The sequence below is a fragment of the Mesorhizobium sp. A556 genome (genome assembly GCF_054489545.1).
In genome coordinates this window covers 133,128-151,643 of record NZ_JBTMXA010000002.1, presented here as the reverse complement: position 1 = coordinate 151,643, position 18,516 = coordinate 133,128, and the positions used below count along the sequence as shown (strand labels likewise).

At 63.0% G+C, this 18,516-nt stretch carries 17 protein-coding genes; 7 read left to right on the top strand and 10 right to left on the bottom strand.

Annotation, left to right across the window (positions count from 1 at the left end; translation table 11 throughout):
- The first annotated feature begins 4 nt into the window (after positions 1-4).
- On the top strand, positions 5-1,258 hold the full coding sequence (locus tag ACX3P0_RS05290; protein ID WP_459087063.1) for an aconitase X: 1,254 nt from the start codon (positions 5-7) through the stop codon (positions 1,256-1,258).
- Entirely contained in the window at positions 1,255-1,668 is a 414-nt protein-coding gene (locus ACX3P0_RS05285) for an aconitase X swivel domain-containing protein (protein WP_459080611.1), read from the top strand. The genes ACX3P0_RS05290 and ACX3P0_RS05285 overlap by 4 nt, the downstream gene beginning before the upstream one ends.
- A gap of 3 nt (positions 1,669-1,671) precedes the next feature.
- On the opposite strand, the gene ACX3P0_RS05280 is transcribed toward ACX3P0_RS05285, so the two are convergent.
- On the bottom strand, positions 1,672-2,673 hold the full coding sequence (locus ACX3P0_RS05280; RefSeq protein ID WP_459087061.1) for a 2-hydroxyacid dehydrogenase: 1,002 nt from the start codon (positions 2,671-2,673) through the stop codon (positions 1,672-1,674).
- Between the two features lie 155 nt (positions 2,674-2,828).
- On the opposite strand from ACX3P0_RS05280, the gene ACX3P0_RS05275 reads away from it, so the two are divergent.
- Positions 2,829-3,386 (top strand): SH3 domain-containing protein, encoded by a 558-nt coding sequence (locus ACX3P0_RS05275; protein WP_459087059.1) that lies wholly within the window; start codon positions 2,829-2,831, stop codon positions 3,384-3,386.
- A 72-nt stretch (positions 3,387-3,458) separates the two neighbouring features.
- Here the strand turns inward: ACX3P0_RS05275 and irrA are convergent, their stop codons facing one another.
- The gene (gene irrA / locus ACX3P0_RS05270) at positions 3,459-3,917 is read right to left on the bottom strand and encodes an iron response transcriptional regulator IrrA (RefSeq protein WP_459087057.1); all 459 of its coding nucleotides are present in this window, start codon (positions 3,915-3,917) and stop codon (positions 3,459-3,461) included.
- Between the two features lie 234 nt (positions 3,918-4,151).
- Between irrA and fabA the strand changes: the two genes are divergently transcribed.
- From fabA to ACX3P0_RS05250, 4 genes are all read left to right on the top strand, one after another.
- Positions 4,152-4,667 carry a 3-hydroxyacyl-[acyl-carrier-protein] dehydratase FabA gene (gene fabA / locus ACX3P0_RS05265; protein ID WP_459087055.1) on the top strand — a complete coding sequence of 172 codons (516 nt, stop codon included), beginning with the start codon at positions 4,152-4,154 and terminating at the stop codon, positions 4,665-4,667.
- 31 nt (positions 4,668-4,698) lie between these two features.
- Positions 4,699-5,916: a beta-ketoacyl-ACP synthase I gene (gene fabB / locus ACX3P0_RS05260; RefSeq protein ID WP_459087054.1), complete on the top strand. Its 1,218-nt coding sequence runs from the start codon at positions 4,699-4,701 to the stop codon at positions 5,914-5,916.
- Between the two features lie 115 nt (positions 5,917-6,031).
- On the top strand, positions 6,032-6,844 hold the full coding sequence (gene fabI / locus ACX3P0_RS05255) for an enoyl-ACP reductase FabI (RefSeq protein WP_459087052.1): 813 nt from the start codon (positions 6,032-6,034) through the stop codon (positions 6,842-6,844).
- A gap of 83 nt (positions 6,845-6,927) precedes the next feature.
- Positions 6,928-8,481: a putative bifunctional diguanylate cyclase/phosphodiesterase gene (locus ACX3P0_RS05250; RefSeq protein WP_459087051.1), complete on the top strand. Its 1,554-nt coding sequence runs from the start codon at positions 6,928-6,930 to the stop codon at positions 8,479-8,481.
- 9 nt (positions 8,482-8,490) lie between these two features.
- Here the strand turns inward: ACX3P0_RS05250 and ACX3P0_RS05245 are convergent, their stop codons facing one another.
- The 8 genes from ACX3P0_RS05245 to ACX3P0_RS05210 all read right to left on the bottom strand — a co-directional run bounded on the left by ACX3P0_RS05245 (position 8,491) and on the right by ACX3P0_RS05210 (position 18,516).
- Positions 8,491-9,504, bottom strand: a complete 1,014-nt coding sequence (locus ACX3P0_RS05245; protein ID WP_459087049.1) for a class I SAM-dependent methyltransferase — start codon at positions 9,502-9,504, stop codon at positions 8,491-8,493.
- Between the two features lie 294 nt (positions 9,505-9,798).
- Positions 9,799-11,946, bottom strand: a complete 2,148-nt coding sequence (gene pnp / locus ACX3P0_RS05240; protein WP_459080620.1) for a polyribonucleotide nucleotidyltransferase — start codon at positions 11,944-11,946, stop codon at positions 9,799-9,801.
- A gap of 267 nt (positions 11,947-12,213) precedes the next feature.
- Positions 12,214-12,483: a 30S ribosomal protein S15 gene (gene rpsO / locus ACX3P0_RS05235; RefSeq protein ID WP_459080621.1), complete on the bottom strand. Its 270-nt coding sequence runs from the start codon at positions 12,481-12,483 to the stop codon at positions 12,214-12,216.
- A 149-nt stretch (positions 12,484-12,632) separates the two neighbouring features.
- Positions 12,633-13,712, bottom strand: coding sequence for a magnesium/cobalt transporter CorA (gene corA, locus ACX3P0_RS05230; RefSeq protein WP_459087047.1), 1,080 nt, complete (start codon positions 13,710-13,712; stop codon positions 12,633-12,635).
- Between the two features lie 66 nt (positions 13,713-13,778).
- A complete protein-coding gene (truB, locus tag ACX3P0_RS05225; protein WP_459087045.1) occupies positions 13,779-14,774 on the bottom strand; it encodes a tRNA pseudouridine(55) synthase TruB in 996 nt (331 codons plus the stop codon).
- The gene (gene rbfA / locus ACX3P0_RS05220) at positions 14,774-15,184 is read right to left on the bottom strand and encodes a 30S ribosome-binding factor RbfA (protein ID WP_459080624.1); all 411 of its coding nucleotides are present in this window, start codon (positions 15,182-15,184) and stop codon (positions 14,774-14,776) included. The genes truB and rbfA overlap by 1 nt, the downstream gene beginning before the upstream one ends.
- Positions 15,185-15,295: 111 nt before the next feature.
- The gene (gene infB, locus ACX3P0_RS05215; protein WP_459080625.1) at positions 15,296-17,869 is read right to left on the bottom strand and encodes a translation initiation factor IF-2; all 2,574 of its coding nucleotides are present in this window, start codon (positions 17,867-17,869) and stop codon (positions 15,296-15,298) included.
- Complete coding sequence (locus tag ACX3P0_RS05210; RefSeq protein ID WP_459087043.1) at positions 17,866-18,516, bottom strand: RNA-binding protein; 651 nt, start codon at positions 18,514-18,516, stop codon at positions 17,866-17,868. Before ACX3P0_RS05210 ends, infB begins: the two co-directional genes overlap by 4 nt.

The following is an 18,516-nucleotide window of genomic DNA, read 5'->3' as shown; positions in this document are numbered from 1 at the left end:
GCGCTTGGCGCTCGACCTTACCCCTGAACAGCGCTCGATCGCGGCGGGAAGCGACGGCGCGGCCATGGCCATGCGCATCGTCGCTGAAAGCGCGCGGTTGCTCGGCGCGCAACGCCTCATCCCGATCGCCTCGGCGCATATAGACGGCGCGCTCTATCACGGCGATTCCGGCACGCTGTTTGCCGAAAGGCTGGTCGCAGGCGGCGCGAAGGTCGCGGTGCGCGCGACGCTCAATGTCGGCGCGCTCGACCTGATGGGCTGCTCCAAGGTCCGGCTGGAAGAGCCGCAGCGCGGCATGGCAAAGCGGATGATGGAGGCCTATCGCAAGCTCGGCTGCGAACCAAGCTGGACCTGCGCGCCCTATCAGGCCGGGCATCGCCCGGCGCAGGGCAGCGATGTCGCCTGGGGCGAATCCAACGCCGTCGTGTTCTGCAATTCGGTTCTGGGCGCACGCACCAACCGCTATGGCGATTTTCTCGACATCGCCTGCGCCATTGCCGGCCATGCCCCCGATTATGGGCTGCACCGGCCGGAAAACAGACGCGCGACGCTGCTGTTCGACGTTTCCGGCCTGCCCGCAGCCTTCCTCCACTCCGAAATCGCTTGGCCGATCCTCGGCAGCCTTTACGGGCGCGAGGCAGGCAGCGCCGTGGGCGTCGTCTCCGGCATTTCGCGCCATCCGGGCGAGGATGCGCTGAAGGCGTTTGGCGCCGCTGCGGCATCTTCCGGCGCGGTCGGGCTTTTTCACATTGCCGGCGTCACCCCGGAAGCCCCGGACACTGATGCCGCCCTTGGCGGCGTCGAACCCGAAACCGTCATCCGCGTGACAGTGGAAATGGTCGCTGCGGCACGCGCAGCCCTTTCGACGGCGGTAAAGCCGCAAGCCATCGATGCCGTCGCCATCGGCAGTCCGCATCTTTCGGCGGCGGAATTCGAGACGCTGGAGCGGCTGATCGCCGGGCGGCGGCTCAGCGTGCCCTTCTATGCCTGCACCGGCCGCCATGTGCTTGCGCTTCTGGAACAGAACGGCAGGCGTGCATCGCTCGAGGCAAGCGGCGTCACCATCGTCGCCGACACCTGCGTGGTGGTGACGCCGATCCTGCCTGTGCTGACTGACGGCGTGCTGATGACCAATTCAGGCAAGTTCGCCCATTACGCGCCGGGCAATACCGGCTATTTCGTGCTCTACGGCTCGCTGGCGGATTGCGTCGAAAGCGCCGTTCTTGGCAAGCCCGTTTTCGAGGACATCGCGACATGACCGGCGTCGCGGAAATCCTGGTGCCGGGAGGCGCTGGTGCGGGCGAGGCGCTGGTGCTGACCGCTCCGATCAGCTTCTGGGGTGGGGTCGATGCAAAAACCGGGCGGATCGCCGATGTACGGCATCCGCAATGCGGCCAGACCATCGCCGGGCGCGTGTTGTTCCTGCCGGGAACCATCGGCTCGTCGTCCGCCTCGGCGGTCCTGCTGGAACTCGTCCATAACGGCCATGCACCGGCAGCACTCGTGCTGCACGAGCCTGACGCGATCCTGCTGCTCGGGCTGATCGTGGCGCGGGAGATGGGTTGGCCGACACCGCCGGCGCTGCGGCTGGCCCGCGAAAGCTTCGACGCATATCGCGGCAAGACGGTCGCGATCAGCGAAAATGGCGAGTTGACGGTGACCCTCTAGGACTCACGTCCGCAGCGGCAGTACGCGGTCGGGCGGGCGGTGGCCGTCGACAAAGGCGCGAATGTTGATGATGACCTTCTCGCCCATGTCGATGCGGCCTTCGATGGTGGCTGAACTCATATGCGGCAACAGCACCATCTTGCCCTTGGTGGCCAGCTTGAGAAGCTTGGCGTTCAGGGCCGGCTCGTTTTCGTACACGTCGAGGGCGGCGCCGGCAATCTTGCCCTCGTGGATCAGCTTGACCAGCGCGTCTTCGTCGATGATGTCGCCGCGCGCGGTATTGACGATGTAGGCCGTAGGCTGGAGCAAGGCCAGCCGGCGCGCCGACAACAGATGAAACGTGGCCGGCGTCGAAGGGCAATTGACCGAGATGATGTCCATGCGGGCCAGCATCTGGTCGAGGCTTTCCCAATAGGTCGCCTCCAGCCCCTCCTCCACCGCCGGCAGCACGCGGTGGCGGTTGTGGTAGTGGATCGAAAGGCCGAACGCCTTGGCCCGCTTGGCGACGGCGGTGCCGATGCGGCCCATGCCGACGATGCCCAGCCGCTTGCCCCAGATGCGCCGGCCGAGCATCCAGGTCGGCGACCAGCCGGGCCAGCGGTTGTCGCCGGTCAGCACATTGGCGCCTTCGGTCAGCCGGCGCGGCAGCGCCAGCATCAGCGCCATGGTCATGTCTGCCGTGTCTTCCGTCAGCACGTTGGGCGTGTTGGTAACGGTGATGCCCTTCTTGGCGGCGGCAGCGACGTCGATCTTGTCGATGCCGTTGCCGAAATTGGCGATCAGCTTGAGGTTCTCGCCCGCCTGCTCGATCAGCGCGGCATCGATGGTGTCGGTGATGGTCGGCACCAGCACATCGGCCTCGCGCACCGCCGCAACCAGTTCGGGCTGCGTCATCGGCCGGTCCTCGACGTTCAGCCTCGCGTCGAACAGTTCGCGCATGCGCGTCTCGACCGCGTCTGGCAGTTTGCGCGTGATGATGACGAGGGGCTTCTTTTTGCCGGCCATTTTATCCTCGAACCCGAACCTGTTGAGACCTCTTTAACCAAGACCAGCCAAACTGGAAACCGGCCGCGGCATGAATGTCATGTATCAAGCAGCGCCGCCGATGACAAAGAAAAAGGCGCCTGACGCCGGCCCGTCCTGTTGGAGAAACGAACAAAGTGTCTGGTTTCGCGTCGCTTCGCCTGGCCCTCAGCGCAGCATTCCTGGGCACGATGGCATTCCCCACCCATGCGGACGCGCAAAGTGCCGCGGCCCCCGTGCAAAGCGTGACGCTTGGGCCCAGCGGCCTGCCCCTGCCCCGCTTCGTCAGCCTCAAGTCAGGCCGGGTCAACTCCCGCGTCGGACCGGGCGTGAACTATTCCGTGGAATGGATGTACACGAAATCCGGCCTGCCGATGGAGATCGTGCAGGAATACGACACCTGGCGGCGGGTGCGCGACGCGGAAGGCTCGGAAGGCTGGATCAACCAGTCCCTGCTGTCGGGCCGGCGCACGGCCATCGTCACGCCCTGGCAACGAGGCAAGGAAACCCGCATCAACCTGCTCCGCGAGCCGGACGAAAAAGCGTCCGTGATCGCCATTATCGAACCGGGTGTCATCGGCTCGATCAAGGCGTGCAACGGCCAGTGGTGCGAAATGACTTTCGACGGCCACACCGGCTGGCTCAGCCAGTCGTCGCTGTGGGGCGCCTATCCCGGCGAAAAGGTCAAGGACTGACGTTTCGACCCCGAGACGACCGAAACAAGCGGTTTTGTGATTCCTGAAAGACGGTCAGCGATTCCCGCCCGATCAATCGGCTTCGCGCGGCTCCAGATCGGCGGCCTTGCGGCGCGGGCGCAGTCGCACCACGATATCGACATTGACGATTTCCATGCCTTCCGGCGGCTCCGGCAGATTACCGACGGTCACCTGCCCGCTGTCGATGTCGAAGACCCTATTTTCGCCTTCGACATAGAAGTGGTGATGGTCGGAGGTATTGGTGTCGAAATAGGTCTTCGCGCCTTCCACGGCCAGAATGCGCAGAAGACCGGCCTGCGTGAACTGATGCAGCGCATTGTAGACGGTTGCCAGCGACACGGGCACGCCTGACGCCTGCGCCTCCTCATGCAGTTCTTCCGCCGAAAGATGGCGGTCGCCCTTGGCAAAAATCAGGTCGGCCAACGCTATGCGCTGACGTGTCGGCCTGAGGCCGGCATCTCGAACCCGCTTGTCCACAGCAACTCTTTCCCTTGGCCAGTTCAACGTCATCTTTTACCGAAACGCCTCATTTCGGTCCCGAAAGGCAGAAACGGTCGAAACAGAAGACGGATTACCTCTGCTTGTGCTTCAACATATATTCGTTCGGCGCTATACGATCAATAGCGCGCATTGACCCAGCAAGAGTGGCAGGTTAATCGCAAATGTCGGTTTTCGGCCTGAAACGTGTCAGGAAAACCAAAAGCAGGGGCGTATGCCGCCCGAACAGATTGGAGATGGCGCTCAATGGTGGGTAAATCCAGTTACGGCTACGAGGAACTGCTCGCCTGCGCGCGCGGCGAACTGTTCGGGCCGGGCAACGCCCAACTGCCGGCCCCGCCGATGCTGATGTTCGACCGCATTACCGAGATCAGCGAAACCGGCGGCGAATTCGACAAGGGCTTCATCCGCGCCGAATTCGACATCAAGCCCGATCTCTGGTTCTTCCCCTGCCACTTTATCGGCAACCCGGTCATGCCCGGCTGCCTTGGCCTCGATGCCATGTGGCAACTCACCGGCTTCTTCCTCGGCTGGCTGGGCGAACCCGGCAAGGGCATGGCGCTGTCCACCGGCGAGGTAAAATTCAAGGGCATGGTCACGCCGTCCGTCAAACGCGTAGAATACGGCATAGATTTCAAGCGCGTCATGCGCGGAAGACTGGTGCTCGGCATCGCCGATGGCTGGCTGAAAGCCGATGGCGAACCTATCTACAAGGCAACCGACCTGAAGGTCGGCCTGTCGAAGCAGGAAGCAGCCGCCTGACCGGCACCGAGACTCTGGAAGGAACCCGCCCATGAGACGCGTCGTAGTGACAGGCCTCGGCATCGTATCGTCCATCGGAAACGACGCAGCCGAGGTGCAGGCTTCGCTGCGCGATGCCAGATCCGGCATCAGCTTTTCCGAATCCTTTGCCGAACATGGCTTTCGCTCGCAGGTCTGGGGCGCGCCGACGCTCGATCCGACGGAACTGGTCGATCGCCGCGCCATGCGCTTCCTGTCGCGCGGCGGGGCGTGGAACCATGTCGCCATGGTCCAGGCCATTGCCGATTCCGGGCTTGAGGAAAGCGACATCACCAATGAGCGCACCGGCATCGTCATGGGTTCGGGCGGCCCGTCCACCCGCGTCATCGTCGAAGCGGCCGAAACCACGTTGAAGAACGGTTCGCCCAAGCGCATCGGCCCGTTCGCGGTGCCGAAGGCGATGTCGTCCACGGCGTCGGCCACGCTGGCCACATGGTTCAAGATCCACGGCGTCAACTATTCGATCTCGTCGGCCTGCTCGACCTCGGCGCATTGCATCGGCAACGCGGCCGAACTGATCCAGTGGGGCAAGCAGGATGTGATGTTCGCGGGCGGCCACGAAGACCTCGACTGGACCATGTCCGACCTGTTCGACGCCATGGGCGCGATGTCGTCCAAGTTCAACGACCAGGCTGCCACGGCGTCGCGCGCCTATGACGTCAGCCGCGACGGTTTCGTTATTGCCGGCGGCGCGGGCGTTCTTGTCCTTGAGGAACTGGAGCATGCCAAGGCGCGCGGCGCGAAAATCTATGCCGAGATCGTCGGCTATGGCGCTACTTCCGACGGCCATGACATGGTCGCGCCATCGGGCGAAGGCGCCAAGCGCTGCATGCGGCAGGCGATAGCCACGGTTTCGACGCCCATCGACTACATCAACACGCACGGCACCTCGACGCCGGTCGGCGATTCCAAGGAAATGGGCGCCATCCGCGAGGTATTTGGCGACGCGATGCCCTACATCACCTCGACCAAGTCGCTGACCGGCCATTCGCTGGGGGCGGCGGGCGTGCAGGAATCGATCTATTCGATCCTGATGATGCAGGGAAAGTTCATCGGCGAGAGCGCGCATATCGAACAGTTGGACCCGGAATTCGAGGGCATGCCGATCGTGCGCAAGCGCATCGACGACGCCAGGATCGATACCGTGCTGTCCAACTCGTTCGGCTTCGGCGGCACCAACGCCACGCTGGTCTTTCAGCGCTACACGTGAGCGAATAGGGAGTAGCGAATAGATAGATGCCTACCTATCGCGCAGCTCACCTTTCCTTCGTTCACACCTCGCTATTCGTTATTCGCTACTCGCTCATCTCGAAGGACTGCTCGCCATGACTGGATTAATGAAGGGCAAGCGCGGGCTTGTCATGGGCGTGGCCAACGATCATTCGATTGCCTGGGGCATCGCCAGGAAGCTTTCCGAACAGGGTGCCGAACTCGCCTTCACCTATCAGGGCGAAGCGTTCGGACGCCGGGTCAAGCCGCTGGCCGAACAGGTCGGCGCGTCGCTCGTCGTTCCCTGCGACGTCGAAGACAGTGCGTCGATCGCCGCGACATTCGACACGCTGCGCGACGCCTGGGGCGGACTGGATTTCATCGTCCATGCCATCGGGTTCTCCGACAAGAACGAGTTGAAGGGCCTCTACGCCGACACCACCCGCGACAACTTCGTGCGCACCATGGTCGTTTCCTGCTATTCGTTCACCGAGGTCGCGCGCCATGCCGCGGCCCTGATGAAGGACGGCGGTGCGATGGTCACGCTGACCTATGCCGGCTCGGTCCGCGTCATGCCGAACTACAACGTCATGGGTGTCGCCAAGGCAGGCCTGGAAGCCAGCGTGCGCTACCTCGCCAATGATTATGGCCCGCGCGGGATCCGGGTAAACGGCATTTCCGCCGGTCCGGTGCGCACCCTTGCCGGCGCCGGCATTGCCGATGCCCGCCACATGTTCGGCTACCAGCAGCGCAACTCGCCGCTGCGCCGCACCGTCACCATCGACGAGGTCGGCGGCTCCGCGCTTTATCTCCTGTCCGACCTGTCCTCCGGCGTTACCGGCGAAATCCATTATGTCGACAGTGGCTACCACATCGTCTCCATGCCGACGCTTGAGGCGCTCAAGGAAATGGATGGCGGACGGGAATAGCTTTCGTTAAAATTGTAGCGAAGCACGGAAACGCATTTTAAGTAGAGTTGGGCTATAAGCGCGCCTTCCAGGGGACGTGCTCTATGTCTTTCGTCAAAAACCCAAACCGGACGCCGACGTTTCGGCTCATCACCATTGCCAGTTCCGGCATCGGCAGTTTTATCCTTGGTATCTGGGGCCTGAAGTTCGGGTTTGGCGACGGGCTGGCCGGGCTGGACGCCGCAACGGTGGTCGGCATTATCGCCGCCCTTTGCGCGCTTGCCGCCGCCGGTGCGGCGATGTCGTTTTATGCCGGCGTCGACGAGTCCGCCGACTATGTGTTCTCGGAAACCAATTTCGACAAGCTGACCGGCCTTTTGGCGCGGCCCGCCATGGTCGGAAAAATCGCCGAAGCCGCATTGGCGACGGCGAGAACGGGCGAGCCGGTCTATCTCCTCGATATCGACATCGACCGGTTCAAGGCGATCAACGATGCAATCGGCTACAGCCAGGGCGACGAACTGATCCGCCTTTTCGCGCAGCGCCTGCAAGGCTGCGTTCCCGATGGCCTGGTGATGGGGCGCATCGGGGCCAGCGAGTTCGCCATCCTGCTTCCCGACCGCGAAATCACCGCCGGCTCCATGGAATCGATTGCCAGCAGGTTGATCGACACGATGACGGAGCCTTACCAGCTATCCACGCATTTGCAGGCCGTCAGCATTTCCATGGGCGTCGTCGCCATGCCCAAGGATGGAACCGATCCGGTTCTCTTGTTGCGGCATTCCAACCTGGCCCTGCAGCATGCACGGGCCAGCGGGGTGGGAAACTGGTCCGTCTTCCAGCCTGAAATGGGAAAGGTCGCCGAACACCGCCAGTGGGTCGAGTCCGAGCTTCACCCGGCATTCCTGCGGGGCGATTTCGGCCTGCACTACCAACCGCAATTCGACCTTTCTACCGGCCGCACCGTGGGCTACGAGGCGTTGATCCGCTGGAAGCATCCCGAACGCGGCATGATCCAGCCTATGGAATTCATCCCGATCGCCGAGGAAACCGGCATGATCGTGCCCATCGGCGAATGGGTGCTGCGCAAGGCTTGCACCGATGCCCGCTACCTGCCCGACGACTGCTTCGTCGCCGTCAACATCTCGCCGGTGCAGTTCATGACCAAGGACTTCATCGGCCTTGTCCGCAGCACGATTGCCGAAACCGGCATCGAGCCCTCCCGGCTTGAACTGGAAATTACCGAGACGGCGATGATGCAGGACCGTGTCCGCGCCGCCGCGATCCTGAAGCGGCTTGCCGAAATGGGCATTTCGGTCGCCGTCGACGATTTCGGCACCGGCTATTCCAATCTCAGCTACCTGATCGATTTCGCGTTCGGAAAACTCAAGATCGACCGCTCCTTCGTCAGCCGCATGGATACCGATTCGAATTCCGGCGCGGTCGTCTCCACCATTGTCGGGCTTTCGCGCGCCCTTGGTGTTTCCATCATCGCCGAAGGGGTGGAGACGGAGAACCAGGCGACGCTGCTGCGCGCGGCCGGATGCGAGGTGGTGCAAGGCTTCCTGTTCGGCCTGCCGGCGCCGCTGACGGTCGAGGCGGGCACCGCTGTCGCTGAGCGCCAGGTGCTGGAACGGCGCTTCGCCAATCTGCGCTAGAAGCGGGTTTCAGCGGCGTGCGGAAAACACCTTGAACATGCCCTCGCGGACGATCTCGCCATAGCTCGAAAACGCGGCGTCCAGCGTCGCCTCATAGGGCAATTGCCGGTTGGCCACCATGAACAGCCGCCCGCCCGGCTTGAGCGCCTTGGCTGCGGCGCGGATCATGCCGGCACCGATTTCAGGCTCAGTGGCGCGCGCCCGGTGAAAGGGCGGGTTCATGACGATGGCGTCGTAGCGCTGCTCGGCCGGCTCTGCAAGCAGGTCGATCCAGAAAAAACGGGGCTCGATCGCGCCTTTGACAACATTGCGTTTCGCGGCCTCCAGCGCCTCGAAATCCGCCTCATAGAGATCGAGGCCGGTCACACCGGGACAGCGCGCCAGGACTTCCGCCGACAGATAACCCCAGCCGGCGCAGAAATCGGCAACGTGACCGCGAAGGTCGCGGGGCAGATGATCGGCCAGCAGTTTCGAGCCGGTGTCCACCCGGTCGAAGGAGAACATGCCCGGTGCGGTATGGAAGCGATCCTCGACCAGAAGCTCGGGATTGGCGGCACGAAGCGTCTTGGCCACCTCGTCGCTTTCCGGCCGCCGGAACCAGAAGGCCATGCCGTGATGTTTCGGCAGATGTCCCTCAAGCGCCACCAATTCCCCGATGCGCTTGCGCAAGGGCGCGATGCCATCGTCCTTGCTACCGGCGACTAGGATCAACCCGCCCGGTGCGGTGCGCTCCAGCGCATCAGCGATGCGCAGTTCGTTCTGGCCGCGATGGCGGCCGGCGAGGATGAGCGCCATGTCGCAGCCTTCGGCTTGCGGGCGAGGCGTTACCATGTTTCCGGCCGTTTCAAGCACCCGCAAGGAGGGGCGAAAGCCCTGCACGAGATCGAGCGACGCCTCAAACCCGTCCGGCAAGCGAAAGCCGGGTTCCGCGCCTAGAAACAGAATTTTCGCGCCCTTGGCCGGCAAGGCAATCGCGTCGGCCTCGAAGGGGTGGAACAGGGTTTTTAGCGGTTCAGTGGACATGGATACCGGTTTCTTTGTTCGTGCTGTTGGCCGACCGCAGCGGGACAGCGCCCCTCTCTGTCCTGCCGGACATCTCCCCCACAAGGAGGGAGATCAGCCGGCCGCGATGGACCCACCCGTTCTGCGACGTCGTGAATTGGCGAACACGCTGAGGTGAATGATCTCCCCCTTGTGGGGGAGATGTCCGGCAGGAAAGAGAGGGGCAACGTAGAGTGTCATCTCATCAAAACTGGCGATAAAACGAAAACGGGCGCGCCATGATGGCACGCCCGTTTGATCGCTAAATCAGCCCAATCAGGCGGCGTCTTCTTCGCCTTCAGGCTTCTTTTCCTTGGCCAGTTCCTTGCCGGTGGCCTGGTCGACGACCTTCATCGACAGGCGAACCTTGCCGCGCTCGTCGAAGCCCATCAGCTTGACCCATACCTTGTCGCCTTCCTTGACCACGTCCGACGTCTTGGCGACGCGGTCGTTGGCAAGCTGCGAAATGTGGACGAGGCCGTCCTTGGGGCCGAAGAAGTTGACGAAAGCGCCGAAGTCGGCGGTCTTGACGACCGTGCCTTCGTAAATTTCACCGACTTCCGGCTCGGCGACGATAGTGTGGATCCACTTCTTCGCCGCCTCGATCTCCTTGGCGTTCGACGAAGCGATCTTGACCGTGCCGTCATCCTCGATGTTGATCTTGGCGCCGGTCTTTTCCACGATCTCGCGGATGACCTTGCCGCCCGAACCGATCACGTCGCGGATCTTGTCGGTCGGGATGTGCATGACCTCGATGCGCGGAGCGAATTCGCCGAGTTCGGCGCGCGCGCCGGTCAGCGCATTGGCCATTTCACCCAGGATGTGCAAACGACCGTCCTTGGCCTGGCCGAGAGCGATCTTCATGATCTCCTCGGTGATGCCGTCGATCTTGATGTCCATCTGCAGCGAGGTGATGCCGCCTTCGGTGCCGGCGACCTTGAAGTCCATGTCGCCGAGGTGATCCTCGTCACCGAGGATATCGGAGAGAACCGCGAAGCGCTCGCCTTCCTTGATAAGGCCCATGGCAATGCCCGCAACCGGCTTTGCCAGCGGAACGCCGGCATCCATCAGCGCCAGCGAGGTGCCGCAGACGGTGGCCATCGAGGACGAACCGTTGGATTCGGTGATCTCCGAGACGACGCGCAGCGTGTAGGGGAACTGGTCGGCGGTCGGCAGCATCGGACGAATGGCGCGCCAGGCAAGCTTGCCATGGCCGATTTCGCGGCGGCCTGGCGAACCCATGCGGCCGGTTTCACCAACCGAATAGGGCGGGAAGTTGTAATGGAGAAGGAACTTCTCCTTGTACATGCCGGTCAGGCTATCGACATACTGCTCGTCCTCGCCGGTGCCCAGCGTGGCAACGACCAGCGCCTGGGTTTCGCCGCGTGTGAACAGCGCCGAACCGTGGGTGCGCGGCAGGACGCCGACTTCCGAGACGATCTTGCGGACCGTCGAGAGGTCGCGGCCGTCGATGCGCGAACCGGTGTCGAGGATGTTCCAGCGCACGACCTTGGCCTGGAGTTCCTTGAACACGGAACCGATCTGCTCGGACGTGTATTTGGCGTCTTCGCCTTCGGCCGGAGCAAACGCTGCCTTGACCTTGGCCTTGACGGCATCGACCGCGGCATAACGCTGCTGCTTGTCGACGTTCTTGTAGGCAACGCTGAGTTCGTCGCCGACGATCTTCAGCATCTCGGCTTCAAGGGCGGAATTGTCCGGCGCGGTGAAGTCGCGCGGTTCCTTGGCGGCAGCCTCGGCCAGCTTGATGATCGCGTCGATCACCGGCTGGAAACCCTTCTGGCCGAACATGACAGCGCCGAGCATCAGCTCTTCGCCGAGTTCCTTGGCTTCCGACTCGACCATCAGCACGGCGTCGGTGGTGCCGGCGACGATCAGGTCGAGCTTGGATTCCTGCATCTCGTCGACATGCGGGTTCAGCACGTATTCGCCGTTGATGTAGCCGACGCGCGCGCCGCCGATCGGGCCCATGAAGGGCACGCCGGAAAGCGTCAGCGCAGCCGAAGTGGCGACGATGGCGAGAATGTCCGGATCGTTTTCGAGATCATGCTGGACGACGGTGACGACCACCTGGGTATCGTTCTTGTAGCCGGCGGCGAACAGCGGGCGGATCGGGCGGTCGATGAGACGCGAAACCAGCGTTTCCTTCTCGCTCGGACGGCCTTCGCGCTTGAAATAGCCGCCCGGAATCTTGCCGGCGGCGTAGGTCTTTTCCTGGTAATTCACGGTCAGCGGGAAGAAATCGAGGCCCGGCTTCGGCTCTTTCATCGAGACGACGGTGGCCAGAACCTTGGTCTCGCCGTAGGTCGCGAGCACAGCGCCATCCGCCTGGCGGGCGATCTTACCGGTTTCAAGGGTAAGCGGACGCCCACCCCACTCGATTTCCACTTTGTGGTAATTGAACATTTCTTGTCCTTCATATGGGAAAAGGCCGCGCTCTTTGATTGTGCGCGGGTGTTCTTTTCCTGGCTTCCTTGCGGACCAGCCACGGGCAAGACAACGGGAAGCTCCGGTAAATGCGGCCCTGGTGCCGCGCGAGCGTCCTGCAATCCTGCCCCATGACCGTCCATGGCAGTCCCGAGCGGCCCTGTGCCGTCTCGAAACCGGGTTGGGCCGACCAGATGGCCTGCCCGAATGCGCGACCGGCGGGCGTAGAGCCCGCCGGTCAATTAGTCAGCGGCGCAGACCGAGCTTCTCGATCAACGTCTGGTAGCGCGCGCTGTCCTTGCGATTGAGATAATCGAGCAGGCTGCGGCGCTGGGAGACGAGAGCCAAAAGGCCACGGCGGGAATGGTTATCCTTCTTGTGGTCCTTGAAATGGTCCGTCAGGTTCTTGATGCGCTCGGAAAGGATGGCAACCTGGACTTCCGGAGAACCGGTATCGCCCTTGGCCGTGGCGAATTCGCCCATCAATTCCTGTTTGCGTTCGGCAGTAATCGACATCGTACTTTTCCTTTATGTTTGAGGAAACGAGGCGCCCACAGCCGGGATGTCGTCCAGCAGGGGTCAATGAAACAAAGCGACATGGCGCGATGTTGCGGCGCATATAGTCCAGTTTGACCGGAAAAGCCAGCGGCATTTGAAAAGCGGCGTTACAGCCACTTTTTCCACTTGAAGAAGCCGATGAGACCGGCAGCCACGGCCGCCATGAACAGCAGCGCCGACGGATAACCGTAATAGGCGCGCAGTTCCGGCATGTTCCAGGGCGATGTGTCGGGGTCGAAATTCATGCCCCATACACCGACGAGGAAAGTCAGCGGCATGAAGATCACGGACACGATGGTCAGGTAGCTGATGATGTCGTTGGTGCGTGCCTGGGACAGCGACAGGTGCATCTCCATCAGGCCCGTTACCGTATCGCGCTGCGTCTCGACCAGTTCGATCAGGCGCATCGCGTGGTCGAGCGTGTCGTTCAGGAAAATTTTCGTGTCGGCACTCACGCAAGGCGCCTCGCTGCGGATCAAGGCGGCAAGCGCGTCGCGCAGCGGCCACAACGTCCCCTTCAGGACGTTGGTACCGCGCCGCAACTCGTGAAGCTTGCGCATTTGCTGCTTTTGCGGCGAATTCATCATCTGGTCCTCGATACCGTCGATGAACTCGCTGGCCGCCTCGACCGGCGGGAAATAGCTGTCGACGATGGCGTCGATCAGCGCATAAGCCAGATAGTCGGAACCCCGCGAACGCAGGCGATTGGGCATCAGGCTTTCAATGCGTTTGCGCACGGGGTCGAACGGATCGCCTTTGCGTTCCTGAAAGGTGACGACGAATTTCTCGCCGAAGAACACGGCAATCTGCTCGTAGCGATGCGCGGCGACATCGTCGATCATCGAGAGCACGACAAAGGCATGATCGTCGAAAAAGTCGGTCTTGGGCCGCTGGCCGGTATTGACCACGTCTTCCAGGGCGAGCGGATGGAGATTGAAGATGCGGCCGATCTCGCTGATCAGCTCGATGCTGCCAAGCCCGACGCAGTCCAGCCACAAGGTGTGCTGCTTGTCGCAATGAGCCGCGACATCGGCAATGCTGGCATTGTCGATGGTCTTGCATTTCTCGGGCGAAATCAGCGTCAGCCGAAGCTCGCTGCGGCTGGCAGTCGGGTCGGCGATGAGCGTTCCGGGCGATGCGCCCACCGGTGTCCGCCGCTTCTTCACCTTGGTACGCTTCATGGTCATGGCCGCCCTTGCGATGGTTCCTATGGGCGTCGACCCATCGCCGGTGTCAAGAGACGCGTCGGGGTTTCAGCCGCCGAAGACGCGCTTGGGCTTGAACATGCCCTGCTCGATCGCGCCGATGGCGACCAGCCGGCCGCGCACCGTGGCGCAAGCCTCCTCGGCCTCGACGGGTGCATCGCGGCCGCGGATGACGACCGGATTGCCCAGCCTGATCTTGGTCGCGGCATCGTCGCTGACGGCCACCTGCGGCAGGCAATCGAGGGCTGCAACCGTGTCGACCAGAAGCGCGTCGATGTCGTCGAAACGATCCGGCAGACGAGCAGGCTCCACTTCGGCCACGTCTTCACCCGTCGCCTCAGCCAGCGGCACGTCCTTGGGCTGGTCGCCGAAGCGGGCAGCCTCCAACTGGGCAATCGTGACGAAATCGTCCGCCGTGAAAGGGTCGACCTCCATGCGGCGCAGATCGGCGATGTGGCCGAAACAACCGAGGTCGCGGCCCATGTCGCGAGCCAGGGAACGCACATAGGTGCCCTTGCCGCACTCCGTCTCAAAAATCGTGCTGTCGGCACCGTGCTCGATGATTTCGAGACGGCCGATTTCAACTTCGCGCGCCGGAATCTCCACTGCAGCCCCGCTGCGGGCCAGATCGTAAGCGCGCTCGCCGGCAATCTTGATTGCCGAAAACTGCGGCGGTATCTGCATGATGACGCCGGTGTATTTTGGCAAAAGCGCCGCCACTTCCGCTTCCGATGGGCGCGTATCCGAACTCTTCGTCACCGGCCCTTCCAGATCGTCGGTGGAGTGTTCCTGCCCCCATGCCACGGTAAAGCGGTAAATCTTGGCGCCGTCCTGCACATAAGGCACCGTCTTGGTTGCGTCTCCCAGCGCAATCGGCAGCATGCCGGACGCCAGCGGGTCCAGCGTGCCGGCATGGCCCGCCTTTTCAGCCTGGAACAGCCACTTCACCTTGGAGACGGCGTCCGTCGAACCCATGCCGACGGGCTTGTCCAGCACCACCCAGCCGGAAATCGGCCGGCCCTTCTTCTTGCCGCGACGCGCCACTATTTCTCATCCTTGTCGTCTTCATCGCGGTCGAGATCGCGCGCCACTTCAGGCGAATGCAAAAGCTGGTTGATCTTCTGGAAATTGTCGAAACTCGTATCCAGCCGAAAGCGGAACTCCGGCATGTATTTCATCTGCCTGAGCGCCGACGAAACCCGCCCGCGCACGAATTTCGCATGCTTGTTGAGCGCCTCGATGACCGCATCGGCGTCTTTGGCGCCAAGCGGCGAAACAAAGGCGGTGGCAATCTTCAAATCGGGCGACATGCGCACCTCGGATACGGAGATGACCGTCGTTTCGATCAGCGGATCGAGAATGTCGCCGCGCTGCAGCATCTCGGACAGGGCATGACGCACCTGTTCGCCGACGCGAAGCATGCGCTGGGATGGGCCTTTTGCGGAATGGAGCATTTTTCTCTGGTCCTGGAGACACGCGTGGCGGGATGGGACCGCGACAGGTGCTCAAAATGGTGGGAAGGCGGCACTTGCCGCCCTCCCTCATGGTCGTTGCGTGCGGAGCCCTTAAAGCGTCCGCGTCACCATCTCGACACGGAAGCACTCGATGACGTCGCCGGCACGCATGTCCTCGTAGTTCTGGAAGGCCATGCCGCATTCCTGGCCGCCCGGCACTTCGGCCACTTCGTCCTTGAAGCGCTTGAGCGTCTTGAGCGTGCCTTCGTGGATCACGACGTCGTCGCGGATGAGGCGTACGCCCGCACCACGTTCGACCTTGCCTTCGGTGACACGGCAGCCGGCGATCTTGCCGACCTTGGTGATGTCGAAGATTTCGAGAATTTCGGCATTGCCGATGAAGGTCTCGCGACGCTCCGGCGACAGCAGGCCCGACATCGCTGCCTTCACATCATCCACGAGGTCGTAGATGACGTTGTAGTAGCGAATTTCGATGCCGGCAGCCACTGCGGCGACGCGTGCCTGCGGATTGGCGCGCACGTTGAAGCCGATCATGGCAGCACCGGACGTCTCGGCCAGCGAAACGTCGCTTTCGGTGATGCCGCCGGCGCCCGCATGGACGATACGCGCCCGCACTTCGTCGGTGCCCAATTTGTCGAGCGCCGCAACGATGGCTTCGATCGAGCCCTGCACGTCGCCCTTGATGAGCAGCGGGAACTCCTTGTACCCGGTGTTCTGCAACTGCGACATCATCTGCTCGAGCGAACCACGCTGGCCGGCATTGCGGGCAACCGCCTTGTCGTGCGCCAGACGCTGGCGGTACTCGGTGATTTCGCGGGCACGGGCCTCGTTGTTGACCACGGCGAAGCGATCGCCGGCCAGCGGCGTGCCCTGCAGGCCAAGCACCTCGACCGGCATGGAAGGCAGGGCTTCCTTGATCTGCGCGCCACGGTCGGTAACCAGCGCGCGCACCCTGCCCCATTCGTTGCCGGCGACGAGAATATCGCCGGGCATCAGCGTACCGGTCTGCACCAGCACCGTGGCGACGGGACCGCGCCCCTTGTCGAGCTGCGCCTCGATGACCACGCCTTCGGCGGTGCGGTCCGGATTGGCCTTGAGGTCGAGGATTTCGGACTGCAGCAGGATCGCTTCGAGCAGTTTGTCGATGTTGGTGCCGTTCTTGGCCGACACTTCGACATCCAGCACTTCGCCGCCCATCGATTCCACGAACACCTCGTGGCGCAGCAGTTCCGAGCGGACCTTCTGCGCATCGGCATCGTGCTTGTCGATCTTGTTGATCGCCACGATGATCGGCACGCCGGCGGCCTTGGCATGGCTGATCGACTCAATCGTCTGCGGCATGACGCTATCGTCGGCCGCCACCACCAGAATGGCGATGTCGGTGGCCTGCGCGCCACGCGCACGCATCGCCGTAAAGGCGGCGTGGCCGGGCGTGTCGATGAAGGTGATCTTCTGGCCGTTCTTCTCGACCTGATAGGCCCCGATATGCTGGGTGATGCCACCGGCTTCGGTCGTCTGCACATGCGCGTTGCGGATGGCGTCGAGCAGCGACGTCTTGCCGTGGTCGACGTGACCCATGATCGTCACCACCGGCGGGCGGCTGACCAGGTCTTCCTCGTTATCGGCGATGTTGAACAGGCCTTCCTCGATGTCGGACTCGGCAACGCGACGGACGGTGTGGCCGAATTCGGTGGCGACCAGTTCGGCCGTGTCGGCGTCGATGACGTCGCCCGGCTTCAGGATCTGGCCCTGTTTCATGAAGTACTTGACCACGTCGACGGAGCGCTCGGACATGCGCTGCGCCAACTCCTGGATGGTGATGGTTTCGGGCAAGATCACTTCGCGCATTACCTTCTCGCGCGGCTCATTATGCATCGCGCGCTTGAATTTCTCCTGGCGCCGGCGCATCGACGAAAGCGAACGCGCACGCGCCTCTTCACCGGCAAGCGCCGTGTTGAGGGTCAGCTTGCCACGGCGGCGATCTTCCTCGCTCTTGGTCGGCTTGGCCGGGCGCGCCACTTCGGGCGTGACCAGGCGGCGAACCGGCGCGCCGGCTACGGCGCCGACGCGTTTCGGCTTGACCTCTTCGTCGTCGGCCGCAACCATGTCGGCAGCCTGCGGCGCGCGGCGGCGGGCTTCTTCCTCGGCGCGACGGCGCGATTCGGCCTCGGCCTGCAGGCGAGACTCTTCTTCGGCCTGACGGCGAGCGGATTCGTCGCGCTCGCGCTTGCGGCGCTCGTCTTCCTCGGCACGGCGCTTGCCGTCCTCGATGGCGCGCTGGCGATCCTCGATGTCGCGGGCTTGCGAGCCTTCAAGAGCGCGGCGGCGCGCTTCCATTTCGCTGCGCGACAGTTCGTTCAGCACCACGCCGCCACGGTCGACCGGCGGGGGGGGAGGCGTCACGACCTTGGGCGCTTCCACAACGACGGGAGCGGCAACGGGAGCCTGTGGCTTCGGCGCGAAGACGGAAGCGGGCGCGGCCACCGGTTCCGGCTTATCGCCGGGCATCGAGAACTTGCGCTTCTTGGTCTCAACCACGACCTGCTTGGTGCGGCCATGCGAAAAGCTCTGGCGCACGACGCCCTGCTCCACGCCCGGACGCTTCAGGGTCAAGGTCTTCTTGACGCTCAGTGTCTTGTCGTCGCCCGATTTGGTATCGCTCATTCCATATCCTCTGCGGCGCCATCTTCGTCAGCAACGGCCGCAAGCATTGCCAGATCATCCGGGGTTCCGCCCCTGTATCGGTCGAGCGCAACCATGCGCTTCAGGACCGCCTTGCCCGCGTCGCCCGCGAGAACGGCAGCATGTATCACATTTGTGCCCCCCAATGCCAAACTCAAATCGGCCTCGGAGAAAAGTTTGTAGGCAAGGACGGAAGGTCCGCCCAGATGCACTGTCGCCCGCCGTGCCTGGCTGATCTTGCGCACGCCGTCTTCCGAAGCTTCCGTGGCATGCAGCACGAAAAGCGCCAGGCCGGAGCGCACCGCACTTTCAACCTTGGTCGCGCCAAGCCCGATGGCACCCGCCTTGCGCGCCATGCCAAGCATGCCCAGCGCGGATTTGGCGAGCAACCCGTCGACCATGAGGCCTAGTTCGGCAGGCACGGTCACCTGCGCCTTGAAAGCGCGCGCGAACAAGTTCTTCGCCGCCGCCTTGTCCATATGTAGGCGGTCGGCGGTCACCCAGCAACCACGGCCGGGCAGACTTCTCTTGATATCCGGGACGACGACCGAATCCGGGCCGACGACGAAGCGGATCAGATCATCCGGTTCGGCCTGCTTGCGGGTAACGATGCAGGTGCGATCGTTCAT